At 41.6% G+C, this 20,418-nt stretch carries 21 protein-coding genes, 1 riboswitch and 1 other annotated feature; of the genes, 2 read left to right on the top strand and 19 right to left on the bottom strand.

Annotated elements, in window-relative coordinates:
* Window positions 1–7: 7 nt before the first annotated feature.
* Window positions 8–224 (bottom strand) — a binding site (T-box leader).
* 43 nt (window positions 225–267) lie between these two features.
* From purU to proG, 15 genes are all read right to left on the bottom strand, one after another.
* Window positions 268–1,170: a formyltetrahydrofolate deformylase gene (purU, locus tag ACIQCE_RS03185; protein WP_400493564.1), complete on the bottom strand. Its 903-nt coding sequence runs from the start codon at window positions 1,168–1,170 to the stop codon at window positions 268–270.
* A gap of 376 nt (window positions 1,171–1,546) precedes the next feature.
* A complete protein-coding gene (locus ACIQCE_RS03190) occupies window positions 1,547–1,861 on the bottom strand; it encodes a DMT family transporter (protein WP_400493565.1) in 315 nt (104 codons plus the stop codon).
* Window positions 1,858–2,187: a DMT family transporter gene (locus ACIQCE_RS03195; RefSeq protein ID WP_400493566.1), complete on the bottom strand. Its 330-nt coding sequence runs from the start codon at window positions 2,185–2,187 to the stop codon at window positions 1,858–1,860. The genes ACIQCE_RS03190 and ACIQCE_RS03195 overlap by 4 nt, the downstream gene beginning before the upstream one ends.
* A gap of 66 nt (window positions 2,188–2,253) precedes the next feature.
* Window positions 2,254–2,360, bottom strand: a riboswitch (guanidine-I (ykkC/yxkD leader).
* Between the two features lie 142 nt (window positions 2,361–2,502).
* Window positions 2,503–3,003, bottom strand: coding sequence for a small multi-drug export protein (locus tag ACIQCE_RS03200; protein WP_400493567.1), 501 nt, complete (start codon window positions 3,001–3,003; stop codon window positions 2,503–2,505).
* Between the two features lie 201 nt (window positions 3,004–3,204).
* Window positions 3,205–3,726: an acyl-CoA thioesterase gene (locus tag ACIQCE_RS03205; protein WP_353856038.1), complete on the bottom strand. Its 522-nt coding sequence runs from the start codon at window positions 3,724–3,726 to the stop codon at window positions 3,205–3,207.
* Window positions 3,727–4,001: 275 nt separating this feature from the next.
* The gene (locus tag ACIQCE_RS03210; RefSeq protein WP_400493568.1) at window positions 4,002–4,970 is read right to left on the bottom strand and encodes an ABC transporter ATP-binding protein; all 969 of its coding nucleotides are present in this window, start codon (window positions 4,968–4,970) and stop codon (window positions 4,002–4,004) included.
* 14 nt (window positions 4,971–4,984) lie between these two features.
* Complete coding sequence (locus tag ACIQCE_RS03215) at window positions 4,985–5,881, bottom strand: C40 family peptidase (protein WP_400493833.1); 897 nt, start codon at window positions 5,879–5,881, stop codon at window positions 4,985–4,987.
* Window positions 5,881–6,960, bottom strand: coding sequence for a mandelate racemase/muconate lactonizing enzyme family protein (locus tag ACIQCE_RS03220; protein WP_400493569.1), 1,080 nt, complete (start codon window positions 6,958–6,960; stop codon window positions 5,881–5,883). The genes ACIQCE_RS03215 and ACIQCE_RS03220 overlap by 1 nt, the downstream gene beginning before the upstream one ends.
* Window positions 6,957–7,898 carry a S66 peptidase family protein gene (locus ACIQCE_RS03225; protein WP_400493570.1) on the bottom strand — a complete coding sequence of 314 codons (942 nt, stop codon included), beginning with the start codon at window positions 7,896–7,898 and terminating at the stop codon, window positions 6,957–6,959. Before ACIQCE_RS03225 ends, ACIQCE_RS03220 begins: the two co-directional genes overlap by 4 nt.
* A gap of 117 nt (window positions 7,899–8,015) precedes the next feature.
* Window positions 8,016–9,632, bottom strand: a complete 1,617-nt coding sequence (locus ACIQCE_RS03230; protein WP_400493571.1) for a peptide ABC transporter substrate-binding protein — start codon at window positions 9,630–9,632, stop codon at window positions 8,016–8,018.
* The gene (locus ACIQCE_RS03235) at window positions 9,629–10,642 is read right to left on the bottom strand and encodes an ABC transporter ATP-binding protein (protein ID WP_400493572.1); all 1,014 of its coding nucleotides are present in this window, start codon (window positions 10,640–10,642) and stop codon (window positions 9,629–9,631) included. Before ACIQCE_RS03235 ends, ACIQCE_RS03230 begins: the two co-directional genes overlap by 4 nt.
* 7 nt (window positions 10,643–10,649) lie before the next feature.
* Window positions 10,650–11,612 carry an ABC transporter permease gene (locus ACIQCE_RS03240; protein ID WP_400493573.1) on the bottom strand — a complete coding sequence of 321 codons (963 nt, stop codon included), beginning with the start codon at window positions 11,610–11,612 and terminating at the stop codon, window positions 10,650–10,652.
* Window positions 11,609–12,544 (bottom strand): ABC transporter permease, encoded by a 936-nt coding sequence (locus ACIQCE_RS03245; RefSeq protein ID WP_400493574.1) that lies wholly within the window; start codon window positions 12,542–12,544, stop codon window positions 11,609–11,611. Before ACIQCE_RS03245 ends, ACIQCE_RS03240 begins: the two co-directional genes overlap by 4 nt.
* Before the next feature lie 17 nt (window positions 12,545–12,561).
* Window positions 12,562–13,386, bottom strand: a complete 825-nt coding sequence (locus ACIQCE_RS03250) for a M55 family metallopeptidase (protein WP_353856046.1) — start codon at window positions 13,384–13,386, stop codon at window positions 12,562–12,564.
* 189 nt (window positions 13,387–13,575) lie between these two features.
* Window positions 13,576–14,400, bottom strand: coding sequence for a pyrroline-5-carboxylate reductase ProG (proG, locus tag ACIQCE_RS03255; protein ID WP_400493575.1), 825 nt, complete (start codon window positions 14,398–14,400; stop codon window positions 13,576–13,578).
* 164 nt (window positions 14,401–14,564) lie between these two features.
* Between proG and ACIQCE_RS03260 the strand changes: the two genes are divergently transcribed.
* The gene (locus ACIQCE_RS03260; protein WP_400493834.1) at window positions 14,565–15,884 is read left to right on the top strand and encodes a S1C family serine protease; all 1,320 of its coding nucleotides are present in this window, start codon (window positions 14,565–14,567) and stop codon (window positions 15,882–15,884) included.
* A gap of 185 nt (window positions 15,885–16,069) precedes the next feature.
* Here ACIQCE_RS03260 and ACIQCE_RS03265 read toward each other — a convergent pair whose 3' ends face one another.
* A complete protein-coding gene (locus ACIQCE_RS03265; RefSeq protein WP_400493576.1) occupies window positions 16,070–17,020 on the bottom strand; it encodes a ring-cleaving dioxygenase in 951 nt (316 codons plus the stop codon).
* Between the two features lie 325 nt (window positions 17,021–17,345).
* Here ACIQCE_RS03265 and ACIQCE_RS03270 point away from each other — a divergent pair, with 325 nt between their 5' ends.
* A complete protein-coding gene (locus ACIQCE_RS03270) occupies window positions 17,346–18,671 on the top strand; it encodes an APC family permease (protein ID WP_400493577.1) in 1,326 nt (441 codons plus the stop codon).
* Between the two features lie 12 nt (window positions 18,672–18,683).
* Here ACIQCE_RS03270 and ACIQCE_RS03275 read toward each other — a convergent pair whose 3' ends face one another.
* From ACIQCE_RS03275 to ACIQCE_RS03285, 3 genes are all read right to left on the bottom strand, one after another.
* Complete coding sequence (locus ACIQCE_RS03275; RefSeq protein ID WP_353856051.1) at window positions 18,684–19,013, bottom strand: bh protein; 330 nt, start codon at window positions 19,011–19,013, stop codon at window positions 18,684–18,686.
* Window positions 19,014–19,076: 63 nt separating this feature from the next.
* Complete coding sequence (locus ACIQCE_RS03280; RefSeq protein ID WP_400493578.1) at window positions 19,077–20,033, bottom strand: sugar-binding transcriptional regulator; 957 nt, start codon at window positions 20,031–20,033, stop codon at window positions 19,077–19,079.
* A 227-nt stretch (window positions 20,034–20,260) separates the two neighbouring features.
* Window positions 20,261–20,398 carry a hypothetical protein gene (locus tag ACIQCE_RS03285; RefSeq protein ID WP_400493579.1) on the bottom strand — a complete coding sequence of 46 codons (138 nt, stop codon included), beginning with the start codon at window positions 20,396–20,398 and terminating at the stop codon, window positions 20,261–20,263.
* Window positions 20,399–20,418 lie beyond the last annotated feature (20 nt).

Below are 20,418 nucleotides of genomic sequence, written 5' to 3' on the forward strand. Positions count from 1 at the left end.
TCCTTATGTAAAGGACGAAAAGGGATTTTCCGTGGTACCACCTTCATTGAATAAGCATGTCATCACTTATTCCGCTCAACTCCTGTAACGCCAGGCATGCGCTTAGATTTTCCTTCTAAGGCTCAAAGGTAGGTTCAGCAGCTGTCTGTGGCAAATGTTTCAGCGCATCATTTGCTCTCTTTACACAGCAGTCCCTGCTTACTATTCCTTTTCAACGCTCGTTAATTTTTTTATATTATGACCAATTGCTTTAGAAATGTCAAGCGATCAATTAAACACGATGGTTTTATTCTCATGAACAATAATTCGATCTTCCAAATGCCATTTCACTGCGCGCGCAAGTACACTACGCTCGATGGTACGACCAATATTCTTTAATGCCTCTGCATCGTCCCGGTGGTCAACACGCTCAATATCTTGTTCAATGATTGGTCCTTCGTCTAGATCGTTCGTGACATAGTGAGAGGTTGCGCCAATTAATTTCACACCTCGTTCATACGCACGTTTGTATGGGTTAGCACCAATAAAGGCTGGCAGGAAGGAATGATGGATATTAATAATTTTGTTCGGATGTTTTTCAATAAAAGCAGGCGTTAAAATTTGCATGTACCTAGCAAGTACAACGACATCAATATCATATTCTTCTAATAGAGCGAGTTGTTGTTCTTCCGCTTCTTGTCGGATGTCTTTACTTGCCTTCACGTAATGGAAAGGAATCCCGAGAGATTTGACAGTGTCCTTTGCCGTTTCATGATTGCTGATGACAACTGCAATTTCAGCCATTAGATTCCCGCTTTGCCATTCCCATAAAAGCTCATGTAAACAGTGAAGTTCTTTTGAAACAAAAATCGCCAGCTTTTTTAGTTCGCTCGCTCGCGTCATACTCCACGACATCTGGAATGTTTCAGCAATTGGCTCAAAACCGATTTTAAGCTGTTCAATATTGGCGGAAATCTCCTTCAAATCAAATTCAATTCTTAAAAAGAAACGACCACTTTCATGATCTGTCGTGTATTGACTCGATTCAATAATATTTGCTCCATGCTCAAAAAGAAATGAAGAAATAGCGGATACGATCCCAGGCTGATCCGGACAACTGACAAGTAATCTTACTTTTTGCTGGTGCTTTTGTCTGTGTAGTTCGAGTTTCTCTGTAATCAATGTTCTCATTTACAATGACCTCTTTTACGTATTCATTCTAATGAAATATTATACTGGACTGGAAAGAAAAAAAGCAATTGGGAGTCTCTTTTTTATTGAATATTCATTCAATATTCCATATGACATGATACAATGAAGTGAAACCTTTATTAAAAGGGGTGATTCATATGAAAAGCATGACTTCGTTTGGTAAGATTAGCTTTTGTCTCGGCGTCTTATTTCTTATCGCCGGCATTTATCTCTTTATAAGCGGGGAAAGACTTATTCCTTTGCTCACGTTTGGCGTATGTTTCCTCCTTATGAGCTTGCTCTACCGCAAAAATGAAAGCGATTCCAATCATCATATCATGTAACAAAAGGCTGGCGTACGATTGCCAGCCTTTGATTATTCGATGATTTTCAATCCTACTACTGCGGACAGAATGAGTGCGATGAAAAAAATACGTTTCGCCTCTTTTGATTCTCCGTAAAACAGCATGCCGACAATGGTCCCTCCAGCGGCTCCAATCCCGGTCCAAATGGCATATGCTGTTCCCATCGGAATGGTATTCATCGCAAGAGACAGCATGAAAAAGGAAAGTGAAAATCCGGCTGCAATCAAGAGAATCCATTTAAGATGATGATCCTTTTGAAATTGATTCATCATGGTCACACATAACATCTCTAAAATTCCTGCACCAATGAGGAACAACCAATTCACGATTCAGACTCCCCTTTCTTTTCAACTGTTGTCAGTTTAAGCCCTATTACACCGCACAGCAACATCACCATTAGCAGTAATTTACCTTTATGAACCGGCTCTCCAAGTATCATTCCTGCAATGACTGTACCTGCTGTTCCAAGTCCGGTAAAAACGGCATAAAGCGAGCCAACCGGCAATTGACTTGTTGCTTTTATCAGTAAATAAAAGCTCACGACAATACAAATGATGGTGGCACTCCATTCCATCAATGAGTGGGCATATTTCAGACCCATCACCCAGCCGACTTCAAAAACGGCTGCAATGAATACATTTCCCCATTTCATTCTTCCTCTTCCTTTCCTGTCGATTCCAAACAATAAAAAAAGCCCAGAAGTTGATCACTTGATCAAATCTCCCGGGCTTTTATCCCTCCGTGTCCATACGATCTATTAAAGACCGTATGCGTTTTCTCTCGGTCCAGACTACGTTCCCGCACGGAACCCTAGAAAACATGTTCATTATGAAAGCCCCGCTAAAAGCAGGTTCTGTATGGAAACTGTCACACACCGGAGCAGACCGGTCTACAGTTTTTCTTTTTCCAAGTGCTTTCCGCTCTAAAAAATACTTATTCATTTTCCACTGCTGATCGCTTCATTGCATCAACTGCGAGGAGAGAATTTAAAGAGATCGCCAAACAATCCATTTGAATCTGGTGCAAAGTAGTGAAAACTGGCTCCGGTTAATCCAGCAGCTAGTGCCGTCCACATTATTAAACTGACCATCATCCACATGGCCACTTGTTTTCTTTTCGTACCGAAACCCATACACATGAATGCCGATAAATGGCTGCCAATGATGAAAGGACCGACGAGCGCTAAACCAGGAAGACCATATCGTTCCCAAATTCTTTTGGCTTTAAGCTGCTTTTTCTTCTCTTTGCCCTCGCTCATTTCCCCTTTTCTCTTTAATCGCCAATTTTTAAACCGGTCAACGAAAATAATCAGAAGCAAGACTGTGAGAAAGTTACCGATAAAACCAATGATCGCCGTTGTAACTGGATGCAGTCCACTAAGGATCGCAAGCGGAACCACACCAACTACTTCAAAGAAAGGCAAGGCAGCCAATACAAAAACGAGTACATACCCCCATAATATATCCAAACAAAGAACCCCTTTTCAATTTTGACCTCTTACTATTGTAAAGAAAATCATGAATACATTTCTACAATTTTTCAAAAAAAGAAAGCACATTTTTTAGGATGTGCTTTCTCCATTTCTACATTACTTTAAGCAGACTTGTTGTACTTACTAGCTTGTAATGCAAGATAGTGTAATAGAAACCCCCCCTTGCTGGGTGATTTGTTACGCCCATGGTTTATCCGTACCAAGTGCGTCAGCCAACGCTTTACTGTGTTCTCGGCGTTTTTTTCTTTCTTCTGCACGCTGCTTCGCCGTTTGATGCAACATGATTTCTTCCTCTGTTTCTGGTATGACCTTCGGGACTCTTTTCGGCTTACCATTGTCATCTAATGAGACAAATGTAAGAAATGACGTCGCTGCCAGTCTTCGCTCTCCAGACATCAGGTTTTCTTTAATGACCTTGACGAATACTTCCATGGAAGACGTGCCTACCCAAGTCACATAAGACTCTAAGCACACGGACTCCTTTTGACCAATCGGCTCTAAAAAATCAACTGAATCCATTGATGCCGTGACCGTTTCACTTCTGCTGTGTCTTGCAGCAGAGATGGATGCAATATCATCTATATAACTCATTAATTTACCGCCAAATAATGTTTCATGGTTATTTGTATCGAGAGGGAATACTCTGCTTGTTTTGACTACTTTTGACTCTTTACAATACTTGAATTTTTCTTCGCTCATCGTGATAGCTCCTTCTAGCTGATTTCTATGATACGGAACGTCTTTTATATTAAACACTATTCTTTTAGGTTTGTCTAAACTTTTTGCTTTCGTCTCATATGAGAGATTTTCTTTCAGGAATGTTTCAACTTTTACTAGGATGTTGCACCCTGCCTATTCGGCGTTCATTAGCGTAAAATAAAAGCCAGCCAGCAGAAAAGATATTCAACAGGCTGGCTTATGTTAAGACAAATGTCAGCTCGTCCTAAAGGACTCATAGTCGTTTTTTCGGCTAATCATTTCCCAGCATACAGGTGGCAAGCCACTTCATGTCCTTCTTCCACTTCTTGCAGTGTTGGTTTTCTTTCCGCACATACGTCCATAGCGGCTGGACATCTTGTCCGGAAAACGCAGCCGCTTGGCGGGTTCAATGGACTAGGGATTTCTCCTTTTAAGATGAACCTCTTCCGCCGATCTTCAATATCTGGATCAGGAATCGGGATGGCAGATAGGAGTGCTTGCGTATATGGATGCAGTGGCGTCTCATATAAAGCATCACTGCTTGTCATTTCCATAAGATGCCCTAAATACATCACGCCAATTCTATCGCTAATATACTTGACCATAGACAAATCATGAGCAATAAATAAATACGTCAGCCCTTCTTCTTTTTGTAATTGTTTTAATAAGTTGACGACTTGTGCTTGAACAGATACATCAAGTGCTGAGATCGGCTCATCTGCCACAATACATTTCGGCGCTAAGGCGAGCGCTCGTGCAATGCCAATTCTCTGCCTTTGCCCACCGCTAAATTCATGGGGATAACGACTAGCAAAATCATAGCTTAGACCCACCGATTCAAGCAGATCTTTTACACGTTCTATCCTTTTCTTTTGACTGCCATACAGATCATGAATTTCCATCGGTTCCAAAATGATATCTTTCACAGACAATCTAGGATTTAACGAAGAATAGGGATCTTGAAACACCATTTGAATTCGTCTATTAAAATCAAATTCCTCTCCCTTAGACAAGTGATGAAGGCTTTTCCCTTCATAGATCACCTCACCCTCTGTCGGGTCATAAAGCCTCATGAGCACTTTCCCAAGTGTGGATTTGCCGCAACCAGACTCTCCAACTAGTCCAAAGGTTTCTCCTTGTTTTAACTGAAAAGAGACGCCATCCAGTGCTTTTAAAGTATTTCCTTTTGATAGGTGAAAATGTTTTTTTACGTTTTTGACGTGTAAAAGCGGTTCGTGTGTCATGGACATCTCCTCCTTTAACTTGACAAATATCGGCGTGCGCCCGCCCACTCTTTTTCATACGAGGTGCCAAACAGAGAGAGAAGCTCAATTTGCTTGCCGGTTTTTGGCGAGTGAAGCATCAGACCATTCCCAGCATAAATCCCCACATGGCGAACGGTTCCCTTTCCATTCTCATTTGCAAAAAACATTAAATCACCTGGCTCTAATTGGTTTGATGACACAGACTTTCCTTTGTTCACTTGATCGCTTGCGTCTCTCGGTAATAAATATCCATACGCTTTGTACATGCTGTAGGCAAAGCCGGAACAATCATAGCCAAATCCGCTCATCCCTCCCCATAAGTATGGAAGTCCGATAAATTGTCTACCAGTTTTTACGACATCCTCTCCGCTGACAGAGTGAAGGTTTGTTGAAACTGGACGTACATCCGCTTTTGCGATTTCTCTTATTCCAACTGGAGTGAGAACATGATAGTGATCTTTTGTTTCTTCGATAGGCGTTAGTTCTGTTAAAAAACTAATGTCCATATCAGCTCTTCCTTTTTCATATAAAACGGCTATTTTCTCACAGACGATCAACGTTTGAGGTGGTTCTTTTTCTTCTGTTACTAGTTTCAATTGTTGAACAGGAATATAACCAGGATAGCCTTGCTCATGTTTTCGGCTCGGCTGCCCAGGAATCACTACTTTCATCCATCCGTCTATCTCCTCTAATCCAATCACACGTTCTCCTAATAGCACTTGCGTTTGGACTAGGTTCTCTTTACATAATGCCAACTTTTCTTCATAGGTTTGCTGGTCAATCCACTCTTTCATCTTAATACGCTCTTGAAGAATTAACCTGTCCGATTGTCTTGGCGCTTGCGGCGTTGTCCATATATTGGCGACTGGAACGATTGACTCATAGATCATCATTGGATTCCTTTCACTCCTTTAATGCCTAACCCATGATGTGGCGGGAAGGAAATATTTTTTCCTTGATACACGATGCCTCCGTCTATCAAATCCTCCGTCAGCATAAGAGGGGCATCAAAGTCATAACGGGTGATATTCGGCTGGCTGGCGGCAAAATGAGCGGCAGCTGTTATGCCAAGTTTTGTCTCTATCATACTGCCAACCATGCACTTTACTCCGTATGCTTCTGCTAAACTATTGATTTTAAGTGCTTCTTTTATCCCCCCTGATTTCATCAGTTTTAAGTTGATGACATCACAGCTTCTTGCTTCAAGTACCTTGATTGCGTCATTAAATCGAAAAATGCTTTCATCCGCCATGATCAATGTCTCTGTTGCTTCAGTTACCCGGCGCAAGCCTTCGATGTCTTCTTTATGCACAGGCTGCTCTACTAATTCAATATTCAGCTCCTCCATTTTCCGTATGGCAACAATTGCTTCTTTCCACGTCCAGCCTTGGTTTGCGTCAAGCCTAATATCAATGTCTGGTCCGACTTTTTCCCGAATTCGTTTGATGCGCTGAATATCGGTGTCTATATCATCTTTTCCTACTTTTACCTTTAAGGTACGAAAGCCTTCAGACACATATTGCTTTGCATCTTCCGCCATTTCTAACGGACGATTCACACTGACGGTGAAATCCGTTTCAAGCTGACTGCGATATCCACCAAGGTATTGATAAAGCGGGAGCCCTGCCTGCTTTGATAAGCCATCATAAATGGCCATATCAATGGCAGCCTTTGCACTCGTGTTTCCAACGAGCAAGCGTTCTATTTTTGAATAAATCTGTTCATAATGCATCAGGGATTCGCCAATTAAAATTGGTTTGATCACCTCACAGATGGCATATTCAATACTCCCTAGCGTTTCGCCTGTAATAACCGTTGTTGGCACTGCCTCTCCATAGCTTCTTTCGCCTTGATCATATGTGATGCTCACAATAATAGATGTTGCATCATAAACCGTTCTCAAAGCGGTTTTGAAAGGTTTTTTAAGCGGTACAGTCGTTCTAAATGTACGAACATCAACGATTTTCATTTGATCGCCTCTTTCGCTACGACCCCTGGAGAAATGCGCAACTCTTTTCCTGTTGCATCTAGTACAGCCTGCGTGCCAATTGGAATGGCGAAGTTTGGAGATGAATGACCGATCTGAAAGCCGCCGAGGGCGGGTTTCTTTTGCGGAAGGAGATAGGTTTCCCATAAATGTTCTAATGTCAATGACTGTTCTTTCTTTTGCGGTTCACATTGATGAAAATCCCCAACAATGAATCCAGCCGCATCATCCAGTTTGCCAGCGGACTTTAGATGCTGCATCATTCGATCAATTTTATACGGCTCCTCATCAATATCTTCAATTAACAGAAGTTTTCCTTTTATATCTATTTCAAACGGTGTGCCAAGTGTTGTCACTATGAGCGCAAGATTTCCTCCCATGATCTCCCCTGAGGCGGTTCCTTGATAGATGGTTTTAAGAGGAGATAGATGATCGGCATACGTAAAGGGCTTCGGCGTGAAAAGCTGTAAAAAGGTATCCTTCGTATACGGATGTACCTGCTCATCTCCCACATCAGATGAGAGCATCGGGCCATGAAAGGTAATCAGACCTGTCTGTTGATGTATCGCAATATGTAAAAAAGTAATATCACTATAGCCCCAGAAAATTTTCGGGTTCTTACGAATCAAGTCATAATTGATGGCTTCCGCAATTCTCCCAGTTCCATACCCCCCGCAAGCACAAAGAATGGCTTTCACTTTTGGGTCTTGAAACATGTCATGCAGATCTTCCACTCGTTCATAATCATGACCTGCTAAATAACCATAACGACGATGAATATGCTTTCCTTGCTTGACCTTCAGTCCAAGCCTTTCTAGAAAGGCTATGCCTTTTGCTAATTTCATTTCATCAGGCGGGCTTGCTGGTGCAATAATGCCCACCGTATCCCCTCTTTGAAGTGCCGCTGGATGCTGGTTCATGCCTTATCCCTTCCTTCTGCTTTGTTTCTTTCAATCTATGGTCATTTTCTCCATAACATGAACGAATAAATGAACAGACGCTTTTTTCAGAAAGCGTCCGTTCATCTCAATTTACTTTTAATCTACCTGTGCCCATTTTAATTCGATATACCCCACTGGATGACGAACGATTCCCTTCACCCCTTCTTTTTGAAGATATACTTGATTATAAAAATGAATTGGAATGATCGGCGCTTCCTCCATTAGCAATTTCTCTGCGTCATGCAAGATGCCACTTCTTTTTTGCTCATCAGCTTCTCGTCTCGCCTTTTTAATCATTTGGTCATACTTTTCGTTCGTCCATCCTGTCCGGTTCATGGCATTACCTGTTTGGAAGCTCTCTAGGAAATTGATCGGGTCGGCATAGTCTGCTAAAAATGAACTTTGCGAGAATTGGAATTTGAGAGCCTTTTGATCTTCTGCGAACACATTCGCTTCCATATTAGCAAGTTTGATGTCTACACCTAGAGTCTCTTTTAATTGTTGCTGAATGGCTTCTGCTTTTTTCTTATTCTCAGGCTTCGTGCTGTATGTTAATGTGACGGGCGGAAGCTTTGAATAGTTTTCTTCCTTTAGCCCTTTTTCCAACAGCTTAGCCGCTTCATCAGGATCATATGTCACAAGGTCTCCGCCAGCTTCTCTAAAATCTTCTCCATCTGTGTCTGGAATGCTTGGTGACACGAAGGCACGTGCCGGTTTCTCATCATTTTTTGTCACATAATCAACAATATCTTGCGGGTTGATCGCCATTTGAAAGGCTTTGCGAATGTTTTTGTTTTGAAAGGGCTCCATATTAACATTCAAACGGTAAAAGAACAATCCTGCCTGATCCTCGATCTGTACATCTTTACTTTTCAGAAGGTCTTCACTTCGCTCTGCTGGTACAAAAGCAGTATCTAAATCCCCTGATTGAAACATTTGATAATCAGTATTTCGGTCACTGATCATCAGCCATTTCACTTGATCCAGTTTGACTTCTTGTTGATCCCAATACGTCTCACTTTTCTTCATGGTGAAGCTCTCATCATGCTTCCATTCCGTCAGCTTAAACGGTCCATTACCAACAAATGTTTTGGCGTTCTTTGCCCAGTTCGGGTCCTTTTCAACCACCTTCTGATTGACAGGGAAAAAGGCAGGGTTCGCAACAATGTTCAAGAAAGATTTCTGCGGGAACGCAAGTGTTACTTTCAGCGTTTTGTCATTGACAGCGCTGACTTTCACGTCTTCTTTCTTCCCTTTTCCACTGTTAAATGCTTCGCCTCCATCAATCATATAAGCTAAAAACGCTGCGGAAGAACCTGTTTTAGGATCTAACAGACGTTTCCAAGCATATTCAAAGTCGCTTGCTAGTACGGGGTCACCATTAGACCACTTAATACCATCTCTTAAATGAAATGTGTAAGTTTTCCCATCATCTGAGATCTCCCATTTTTCAGCCATCGCTGGAGATGGCTCATGCTTTTCATCTAATCTCGTTAAACCTTCCATTAAGTTATTTAGCCCTTGCCAAGATACATTATTAAAGCCGATTGGCGGATCAAACGAAGTAGGTTCATCTTCATTATTTAATGTTAAGACCTTTTCACCACTCGTATTGCTAGCCGACCCTTTGCCAGCCTGCTCATTGGCTGTACATCCGACGAGCAGCATCATAGACAGTAAAAATACACTGACAATCCATCCTCTTTTTATCATTTGAAACTCCCCCTTTGTGTTGAAGAAAAAACAACATGTTTCGCTCGTTCATCCTGCAGCCAGCAATGAACCGTATGTGTATGTGAACGTTCTGTTTCATGCGGCATGATATGATCACAAACTTCCATGGCATAAAGGCAACGTTCTGTATATGGACAGCCCTTCGGTGGAGCGAATAAGTCTGGCGGGCTTCCTTCGATGGGAATCAATTCATCTTTCATATCAAGCCTAGGAACAGATTGCAGCAACCCTTTTGTATAAGGATGTTGAGGGCTGTAAAAAATATCCCGCCTCGTTCCTATTTCTACTATTTTCCCGCCGTACATCACAGCCACTCGATCTGCCACTTGAGCAACCACACCTAAGTCATGTGTGATTAATATGATGGTGACACCTGTTTTTTTTTGAATGTCTTTAAATAGTTCTAAAATTTGCGCTTGAATGGTGACATCTAGTGCTGTTGTTGGTTCATCTGCAATGAGCACCTGCGGCTTACAAATGAGCGCCATCGCAATCATTAATCTTTGTCTCATCCCGCCGCTGAACTGATGCGGATATTGCTTCAATCGCTCAACCGGCTGCGGAATTCCAACTAATTCTAGCATCCGAATGGCTGCCTGTTTGACTTCTTTTTTCGTCAGCTTCTGATGTTCTTTTGCCGCCTCCATAAGCTGATCACCAATGGTCAGTGTCGGATTGAGTGCCGTCATAGGGTCTTGGAAGATCATAGAGATATCTACCCCCCGTATCGCCCTCATCTCTTTTTCAGATAAGGAAAGCAAATTTTGATTTTGAAACCAAATTTCTCCCTGATCTACACTGGCACTGTACTTCGGCAAAAGCTGCATGATACTTTGTGATGTTACACTTTTTCCGCACCCCGATTCCCCAACGATGGCCAGTGTCTCTTTTTCATACACATCAATATTCACCCCGCGTACCGCTTGTACAGAACCTCCATATGTCTGAAAGCTGACATGTAGATCTATGATTTGAAGGATTTTTTTCAAAGCGTGTTCACCTCTTCATCTTTGGATCAAGTGCATCTTGCAAGCCATCACCCAAACTATTGAAACAAAACATGGTCAACGAAATAAAAAATGCGGGGAAAAACAAACGCCACCAGTAATTGTTTTCCGATATGATAGTTGGAAGTGCATCATTTGCCATAACCCCCCAGCTTGCAAACGGTGCTTGAATACCTAACCCAAGAAAGCTTAAGAAAGCTTCGGCGAATATTGCCGTTGGTACAGTCAGCGTCATTTGAACAATAATGGGCCCCATCGTATTTGGCAGTAAGTTCCGGCGGATAATTCTAAGGCTTTTTGCGCCAAAGGTTTTAGATGCATGTACGTATTCTTGGTTCTTCAACTGGAGAACCTGACCTCTAACAATCCTCGCCATTCCAATCCATCCTGTCACCGTCAGCGCAACGATAATGGTGAGAAGCCCCGGTCCCATGAGCACCATCAATAAAATGACGACTAATAAATAAGGTAAACCGTAGAGCACCTCGACGATACGCATCATGACATGATCGTATTGACCTCCTTTATAGCCAGCGATTCCGCCATAAATGACCCCAATGGCAAAATCAATGAGCGCGGCCATCACTCCAACAAACAAAGAAATTCGCGCCCCATACCACGTGCGTGTGAATACATCTCGTCCCAGTTCATCTGTTCCAAACCAGTGAGTAGATGACGGTGGTAAGTTTTGCATTGAAAGACGTTGCTCCGTTACACCATCTGGCGCAATTAAGGGACCTGCTATCGCCATGATAAAAAGAAAGATCAGCACCGATAGACTAAACATGGCAAGTTTATTTTGCTTGAGCCTTCTCCAAGTGTCTGCCCAATAAGAAAGAGAAGGCCTTTTGATGACATGGGCCCCGCCTTTCTTTTTGACTCTAGGAGAAAACCATTCGTCAGGCACTTCATGTGCTCGATTGGTCTGATCCTGCTGAAGGTTTATGCTCATGCCTTTCCTCCTTTCTGATGCAGTTGAATTCTTGGATCAAGCAGACTATAGGCCACATCTACAATAAAGAGCAGTATAATTAAGATCAGACTGTAGAAAACGGTGGTGCCCATGATCACAGGATAATCACGGTTGTTAATACTTTCGACAAAGTATTTTCCCATCCCAGGAATGGCAAATATTTTTTCAATGACAAAACTCCCCGTTAAAATACTTGCTACAAGTGTTCCAAGAATGGTAATAACGGGTAAGAGCGCGTTACGTAAGGCATGTTTGAACACAATTTTAAATGGTGATAATCCTTTTGCTTTTGCAGTGCGAATATAGTCCTGCGTCAGCACCTCTATCATGCTCGATCTTGTTAATCGAGCAATGATCGCCATAGGACCGACAGCAAGAGCTGTCGTTGGGAGCACCATATGCATCGGGCTTGTCCACATTGCGGCTGGGAAAATGTGTATATTTACAGCTAGTTGCTGAATCAATAAGGTAGCAAAAATAAAGTTTGGAATAGATATACCAAAAACAGCGAAGGTCATGGCAATATAATCTATCATTCCATTATGCCGAAGGGCAGCAATAACCCCTAACAGGATACCGGAGATGACGGCAATCAAAATTGAAATAAGGCCAAGTTCTAATGATACTGGGAAACCTCTCGCCAATAGATCATTGACGCTTTCAGAAGGTTTTTTAATGGAAGGACCAAAATCAAAGGTAACGATCGATTTTAAATAGATGACATATTGAATGTAAAGTGGTTCGTCTAAGTGATAGTAGTTTTCGAGGTTTTGTTGGACGATTTCGTTTGTATTTCGTTCTTCATTGAAGGGCGATCCTGGGATGACCTTCATTAAAATAAACGTTAAAGTCGTAATGGTTAAAATCGTGGCAATCATTGCGATAAAGCGCCTGAGCAAAAAACTGGTCATCTACGTCTCCCCCTCGCTTAACAAAATGTTGTACGTGCGGCAAGCTCCGTCATGACAAGCATCGCTTGATAGGCTTCTAGTATATTATTCGCTTGATACGTTACCGTGGTTGTTCCTTCTTCGATGACAGTACCAGGCATTAAACTGGCCCATTCAGCTTGTCCATAATTGGCAAACTCGATCTTGAGCAGTGGATGATCAGGAGGCGTCAGCGGCTTCATAAGATGAATATGTTTCATGGCGGCTTCCACTTGTTGCGCAATGTGTTTGTGCACTTTCGCTGGTGTAAAGCATTTCACTGCTGATCTTGAGATGGTTTCTTTGACTGCGACTGTTTTTACGCCAGGCATCAGCTTTTCCGCTTCAAGAGCTGCTTGGTCGTCTCCGCATACAAGAATCACTGGGACACCATAGTATCCAGCCACATACGCATTAAAGCCCATCTCACCAATAGGATGATCATTTATGTAAAAATGTCTGACACCAAAAATCATACTGTGTGACATGACACCTTTCACAGATGCTCTTGCATGATAGCCTAAAAAAACAGCCGCATCATAGGTTTCATCTAGTCCTTGAACCATTGAATAAGGCTTCACATCGCCTGAGATAAGTAACGCTTCATCATGAAGCTCTTCAATTAAAAGGTTATTCATTTTGGAATGACTGTCATTGACCAAAATATCGGTTGCACCGTTTTGAAAAAGAGCATCCACACATGCATTCACTTCAGCAGTCATCATCTTTCTGCCTCGCTCATAATTGTGCTGACGGCTATCAACAAATGTATGATCAGCTAGACCAGTAATTCCCTCCATATCGACAGATACATAAAGCTTCATCCCCATCCCCCTTAAATTAAATAAAAAATTTGTGTATATTTTTCTAAATTTTCTAAAAAATTATATGAGAACTTGATTGATTTTTCAATACAAATTCAGAAAATAAGGAAATTAGACTCATTTAATACAGGACAAAAGCAGAACGGAAAAAGGATGTTTTTAACAAATAAAACACCACTGACTATGTCTTTAGTGGTGTTTATCCGTTTCATCAACTTGCGCCTTTAGGTGTTCATATTTGTTCAACGTTTGTGTAAATAAGTCATCGAACATGGCAGGTGCCTGCTGCTTAATGACAGCAGCGCCTTCTCCGGTAATCCCACCTTTTGTTGCAACTCTATCCACTGTTTCAGCGAATGTAAGCCCTCTTTCAACAAGCACTTGTCCTGTCCCTAAAAGAGCATATGTTAAGAATTCATACGCTTCGTCCAGTGATAAACGGCTGTTTCTCTCTGCCGCTTTTGCCATTTCTTCAAATATAGCGGCAATAAAGCCAGGAGATGAGCTTGTCAAATTACTCGCCGCATCAATCCGATCCTCCCCAATCTCCCTCACAATACTAAAAGCAGAAAGGAGGCGATGTAAGTGCTCTTGCTCCTTTTTACCCACTTTCTCACTATGGGCGACAAGTGACACACCCGTCCCAACGGCTGAAGTCAATGTTGGGATATACCGAGATACTGGTTGATCGGTATGTTTTTCCAATTTGTCTAACGTCACCGCCGCTGCCACTGACACAATATGTGTAGTTGCCTTTGTCTGATTCAGTTGATCAAGCACGTCAAGTACAGCAAGTGGAGGAACACAAATGAAAATTAAATCACATGAAGCCGCAAGTTGATCTATTGAACATCTCTTGATATCTTGATGATGTTGCGTTAGCTGTTTTAATCTCTCTGTTTCACGTCTTGTATGGATCATTAGTTGGCGAGCACTTAGCACACCTGCTTCAAGCCATTTTTGCACCATCATATCGGCCATATTTCCATATCCTACGATTCCTATTATACTCATGTTCTGTATCTCCTCTATCTTCATTGATTCACTATTTATTTTAACAATTTCCCACAATGTTTTCATTTTTATCCCACATTTTTTTCTTACGATAAAGTCAGTAGCCACCACACGGTAAAACCATACAACATACATGTAAAAACTCATGAAAGCGAGTGATAATGATGACAAATCACAAAGATGAAAAGCGTCCTACCTACGAATTACAAACAGTCGAACAGCCGCAAAAGAAGAAAAGAAAACGTGCTGGATGGCTTAAGCCTTTCGCAAGCGGCATTGTCGGCGGAACGTTAGCGGTAGGTGTCTATGTTCTCACGCCCTATGCACATCACACAGAAGACAGCACAGCAAATGAATCATCAACGAAAACAGAAACTGTTTCAACAAACCATTCTAGTTCCAATACATCCAAAACAACAGCCGTCCAAACATCGAATTCCACTAACATTTCGAATATGGTGGAAAATGTGTCACCTGCTATTGTTGGGATTACAAACTATCAAAAACAAAGCGAAACTGACTCGAGCTTTGGAGATATCAATACACCTTTTGATGAATCTGAACAAAATCAAAATAATAGCAACCAAGAGGAAGAAACTGGTACAGGTTCTGGGGTCATTTTTAAGAAGTCTGGCAGTAAGGCATATGTTTTAACAAACAATCATGTCATTGAAGGCGCAAATAAACTAACTGTCTCCTTACATGATGGTACAACGGTGGAAGGTAAACTTGTTGGTGCGGACCCACTGACTGACTTAGCGGTTGTGGAAATTAGCAGTGACAAAGTAACGAAGGTTGCTACTTTAGGGAACTCCTCTTCTCTACGAGTTGGAGAAACAGTCATTGCCATTGGCAACCCGCTTGGTGAAGATTTATCAAGAACGGTCACCCAAGGTATTGTCAGCGGTGTCGATCGAACTGTCTCCATGAACACATCCGCTGGAGAGAGTAGCATCAATGTCATTCAGACAGACGCTGCCATTAACCCCGGCAACAGCGGTGGTCCGCTTCTGACAACAGACGGAAAGGTTGTGGGGATCACAAGTATGAAAATATCTGAAACAGGTGTTGAAGGAATTGGTTTTGCCCTTCCGATTAATGATGTCAAACCGATTGCAGAACAGCTTCTATCGAAAGGAAAAATCGAACGACCATATCTCGGCATTAGCATGCTGGATCTTGAGCAGGTTCCAGATGTTTATCAGAAAGAAACACTTGGACTCACTAGCAGTCAGGTGGATAAAGGCGTATACGTAAAGGAAGTAGCCTCCGGTTCACCAGCCGCTAAAGCGGGCTTAAAAGCAGAGGATGTCATCATTGCCATTAATGGCGAAAAAGTAAAAACCGGCAGTGAATTGAGACACGCACTCTATACGAACGCTAAAGTGGGAGACACTGTTCAAATTACACTCGTTCGAAACGGAAAAAAAGAAACGAAACAGGTGAAATTAACTGAAGTTGAATCAAAGCAAGTGACCTCCTAAATAGACAAAGGGCTAAAATAAAAACTATTTTAGCCCTTTGTTATCTATTGAAAACCCTTGAAGTCTAGGAAGACCCGAGCAATATATGCGAATGAAACATTTGTGAGCACGAGCGCTTGCGATCTGACAACGAATGCGAGGGTTTGTCCACACGCTGAGCAGTTCATAGACATGAGCTGCTTTTTTTATGACTGAATAGGAGTTAATCGGTGTTCAATTTCTGATCGTCGATGCTCCAGAAATGGCGGAAGCGCTAAACGATTACCAAGCTCTTCAACGCCTTCATCTACTGTAAAACCAGGCCCATCTGTTGAAATTTCAAAAAGAATACCGTTCGGCTCTCTAAAGTAGAGCGCTTTGAAATAAAAACGTTCAACGACACCAGAATTTGCAAAACCTGCTTTTGATATTTTGTCATGCCATTTTTCAAGCTCATCCGCATTCTTTACACGAAATGCGACGTGATGAACACTTCCTCTGCCAGAACGCTCTGACGGGCCGTCCGCTTTTTCAATGACGTGTATCTCAGTTCCAGCCCCGCCTTCTCCTGATTCATAAATGGTCATCATTCCATGACTTGTTTGTTCGCTCGCCTTATACTTAAAACCAAGAATCTCTGTTAACACTCGGGTCGTTTCCTCTGCTCTTGCAACTGTCAGTTCTACAGGACCTAAACCTCTTATGGCAAACTCTGCTCTAATATCAGCATGTACTGGTGGTTCTCCAGCTTCATGTCCATTCGGCTCCACTGTTAAAAACATCTGTTGCCCTTCTGGATCTGTAAATAACAAGGCTGGTCTACCACCTCTTATAGATGTTTTTTCCTTTTTGACACCCTTTTCTTCAAGACGCTTTTCCCAAAATGCTAGTGCCTCCTCAGATGAGACGAGAAGCCCTGTGCGTGTAATGGCATTGGTCCCTTCCAAACGACGAGCCAGCATTGGAATTTCAAAGAATGTCAGCTCCGTTCCTGGGGAAGCCACTTCATCTCCATAAAACAGATGATACATAGAAGGATCGTCCTGATTGACTGTTTTTTTCACAAGTTTTAAACCAAGTATTTGACGATAGTAATTAACATTTTTCTGAGCATTTGCCGTTAGTGCAGATACATGGTGAATACCATTTATTTTCATTTTCTCACTCCCACTTTATTATCTCGAAATCAAGATAATATCCTTATGAATAAAATAGGCTATTTTTTTAAAAAAGTCAATCATTTGATCACACACACGCCTGATGTTCGGCTCTCATCCATATCATTAATATTTTATCAAAATAAACGATCATCGTTCGTGTTTAACATAATATTCACCCTTATATCTCCAATAATTGAACATTTACCATGTTAAATACGGAAATCAGAAAATTTTTTTAATTCTTGTTTTCACAAAATCATATTACAATGATGAAAATACATTTCACTGTAATGTATGAAAGTGATGCAGGAGGTCGTGTGTAATGAACAAAGAACAACCAGTATTAAAACAAGACATCGGCTTATTTTTTGCCCTTTCTCTTGTTATTGGGACGATCATTGGCTCAGGTGTTTTCATGAAACCAGGAAATGTCCTTTCTTATTCAGTAAGCTCCGAGATCGCATTATTCGCTTGGCTGCTAGGTGGCATTTTAACACTTGCGGGCGGGCTGACAGTCGCTGAAATCGGCACACAAATCCCGCGAACTGGCGGACTGTATGCCTATCTTGAAGAAGTGTACGGCGAATTTTGGGGTTATTTATGCGGCTGGGTCCAAATTATTATTTACGGTCCTGCCATTATTGGTGCTCTCGGTCTTTATTTTGGTTCTTTACTTGCTAATTTATTTTCTCTTTCTTCTTTATGGTCCACCACAATTGGCATCATAGCTGTTCTTTTTTTATGTATCATTAACATTGTGGGAACAAAATACGGCGGATTCGTACAAGGGTTAACCACTATTGGAAAGCTTGTTCCGATCGTAGCAATGATTGTGTTTGGTTTATGGAAAGGGAATGAACACATCTTTACGGCTGTCAATGAGAGCATTGCTCAAATGAACTTCGGCGCAGCGATTCTTGCTACTTTGTTTGCGTATGATGGCTGGATTTTGCTTGCAGCACTCGGAGGTGAGATGAAAAATCCGGAAAAATTGCTGCCTCGCGCAATGGCAGGAGGTATTTTAATTGTCACTGCATGCTATCTATTTATTAACGTGGCACTCCTGCACATTTTACCAGCCGATCAAATAGTCCAGCTTGGCGAAAATGCAACAAGTCATGCTGCTACTATGCTATTTGGTCCAATTGGTGGGAAAATTATTAGTATCGGCATCATCATTAGTATTTTTGGCTGCCTGAATGGAAAAGTTCTCTCATTTCCACGTGTCATTTTTGCAATGGCAGAACGAAAACAAATTCCGTTTGCACAAGCTATCTCACGTATTCACCCTACTTTTCAAACACCTTGGGTTGCTGTTTTTATTCAAATTTTGATTGCCATTATATTTATGATCGTCAGCAATCCGGAAAAGCTATCAGAGATTTCAATTTTCATGATTTATATTTTTTATGTGATGGCATTTTTTGCGGTATTTAAATTAAGAAAGCAACACATCGGGATCAAACGTGCTTATAGTGTACCCCTTTATCCATTAACACCAATTGTCGCGATTAATGGTTCATTATTTGTATTAATTAGTACGATGATCACCGATTGGAAGAGCTGTCTTTTCTCGATGCTTATCGGACTAGCTGGACTGCCAATTTATTATGGTATGAAAAAAACACAAAATAAAGCAGAGCGCTAAATACGGCTCTGCTTATTTTTTATATTGTTTAATGACTTTATACGATTCATTTAAATATCGCATGAGCCGGTACGGCTTACTTAGCACCCGAATTGGCAGTCTGGATAGAAAACCATTGAGGTTTGCTTTATATTCTTGTGTCATTCGTTTTGGCTTTGTGGCAATTTTTTCATATACTTCTTTATAAAATTCCTGCATGATGTCCACTTGAACGCTGATTTTTTGATGGCACTCTGTACACTCTACGCTTTTCATTTGATCATTCACATAAACGATGCTGTGGAGGGTCTCTTCTTGGCACCGAGTACAGTGTAGGTTTGCTTCCATTTCGGTCTTCTTCAAGATACACAGCTCCTTTCTCGTTTGATGTTGCTCTTTTCATACAATACGGTGGTCGTCAGCAGTTTATTGGACAGATGCTTCCTTTAAAATGGCTGCTGCAGTGAGTTCATCTGTCACTAGCACTTGGATGAAGCCCCCATTTAATGCACCTAATATACTTTCTGCTTTATGGGTTCCTTCCACAACGGCGATGACTTTTTTGACGCTCTTTAATTGTTCTAAGGAAAGTCCGATGACCTTTTGATTCAGTTCATCATGGACAGGACGACCTTTTCCATCAAAAAAACGAAAGCCAATATCACCAACAGCACCCGATTGTCGCAAACCTGATAAGTCCTCTTCCTTTAAATATCCGACTGTTTTTAATGTAGAGCCTTTATGCGGGTTTCCAATGCCGATTAGTGCAATATCAACATTTCTTCCTTCTTCTAGCACAGCTTCAATGTCCTGCATCGCCATGAGGCGTTCCTTTAATTCTTCTGTTTCTAAAATTGCAGGCGCATATAAATAGGAGCACGTACCATTCATTTTCTTTGCTAGTTCATATGCAAGCTGATTGGCATGAATGTCCACTGCCTGCCTGCCCATTCCACCTTCTAAAGGAATCACTTTGACATTGTTTCTTCGCTCGAATGGATATTCTCTCACAAGCTCTGCAAGCGTTGTTCCCCAGGAGATGCCAATTTTCTCAGCTCCTTTCATATTTTTGGACAGGTAATATGCCCCCGCCTGACCTACTGCCCGTTTCACCATTTCAGACATTGTTCCGACACTTGGAACAACGACAGCGTCTGTGAGCTGAAAGGTCGTTTCGAGTTGTTTTTCAAGCTCAACCGTATGAATACTTTCGTCCTTAATATACACTTCAACGATTCCAACATCCTTCGCTTTTTGAAGAAGCTTTGAAATAACCGGTCTTGAAACATTCAGCTTTTTCGCAATTTCCTGCTGCGTCCATCCGTCCGTATAATAAAGATGAGCAACCTTGACGAGCTGTCGTCTTTCTTCCCAATTCAGCATGTGACATCATCCTTTTAATATACTATGATTATCAGTATACCAAACATTCGTTTCTAATTGGAACAATTGCTATGAAAATGACAAAAAGAGCGTTGATCTCTCCGCTCTTTTTATTCGATATATTTCAGCTGATAGGTTCTCCCGCCATCTAACAGCAAAAACCTGTCTGGGCAAATAGCTTCCTTGCAGATGTGTACAGCGGTTAATCTGCTTGATTCACCAAAATATCAATTACTTGTCTCATCATGAAATGTGTGTATAACAACGTGTGCATCTGCCCGGTCTAATGCCAAGCAGATGGCTTCACCAAATCCATCAGTGCTACCTGTAACAAGTGCCGCAATCTGATGAAGCTGGACGTGCACATGGATTTTCTCCCCTTCAC

This window comes from Bacillus sp. NPDC093026, from assembly GCF_044754665.1.
Lineage (GTDB): Bacteria > Bacillota > Bacilli > Bacillales > Bacillaceae > Bacillus > Bacillus maqinnsis.

Excerpts from the sequence above, each read along its gene's own strand:
- ACIQCE_RS03270 (WP_400493577.1), top strand. The coding sequence starts at position 17,346 with ATGAACAAAGAACAACCAGTATTAAAACAAGACATCGGCTTATTTTTT.
- purU (WP_400493564.1), bottom strand. The coding sequence starts at position 1,170 with ATGAGAACATTGATTACAGAGAAACTCGAACTACACAGACAAAAGCAC.
- ACIQCE_RS03240 (WP_400493573.1), bottom strand. The coding sequence starts at position 11,612 with ATGAGCATAAACCTTCAGCAGGATCAGACCAATCGAGCACATGAAGTG.
- ACIQCE_RS03195 (WP_400493566.1), bottom strand. The coding sequence starts at position 2,187 with ATGAAATGGGGAAATGTATTCATTGCAGCCGTTTTTGAAGTCGGCTGG.
- ACIQCE_RS03265 (WP_400493576.1), bottom strand. The coding sequence starts at position 17,020 with ATGAAAATAAATGGTATTCACCATGTATCTGCACTAACGGCAAATGCT.
- proG (WP_400493575.1), bottom strand. The coding sequence starts at position 14,400 with ATGAGTATAATAGGAATCGTAGGATATGGAAATATGGCCGATATGATG.
- ACIQCE_RS03245 (WP_400493574.1), bottom strand. The coding sequence starts at position 12,544 with ATGACCAGTTTTTTGCTCAGGCGCTTTATCGCAATGATTGCCACGATT.
- ACIQCE_RS03225 (WP_400493570.1), bottom strand. The coding sequence starts at position 7,898 with ATGAACCAGCATCCAGCGGCACTTCAAAGAGGGGATACGGTGGGCATT.
- ACIQCE_RS03210 (WP_400493568.1), bottom strand. The coding sequence starts at position 4,970 with ATGACACACGAACCGCTTTTACACGTCAAAAACGTAAAAAAACATTTT.
- ACIQCE_RS03220 (WP_400493569.1), bottom strand. The coding sequence starts at position 6,960 with ATGAAAATCGTTGATGTTCGTACATTTAGAACGACTGTACCGCTTAAA.
- ACIQCE_RS03250 (WP_353856046.1), bottom strand. The coding sequence starts at position 13,386 with ATGAAGCTTTATGTATCTGTCGATATGGAGGGAATTACTGGTCTAGCT.
- ACIQCE_RS03230 (WP_400493571.1), bottom strand. The coding sequence starts at position 9,632 with ATGATAAAAAGAGGATGGATTGTCAGTGTATTTTTACTGTCTATGATG.
- ACIQCE_RS03215 (WP_400493833.1), bottom strand. The coding sequence starts at position 5,881 with ATGATCTATGAGTCAATCGTTCCAGTCGCCAATATATGGACAACGCCG.
- ACIQCE_RS03260 (WP_400493834.1), top strand. The coding sequence starts at position 14,565 with ATGACAAATCACAAAGATGAAAAGCGTCCTACCTACGAATTACAAACA.
- ACIQCE_RS03205 (WP_353856038.1), bottom strand. The coding sequence starts at position 3,726 with ATGAGCGAAGAAAAATTCAAGTATTGTAAAGAGTCAAAAGTAGTCAAA.
- ACIQCE_RS03280 (WP_400493578.1), bottom strand. The coding sequence starts at position 20,033 with ATGCTGAATTGGGAAGAAAGACGACAGCTCGTCAAGGTTGCTCATCTT.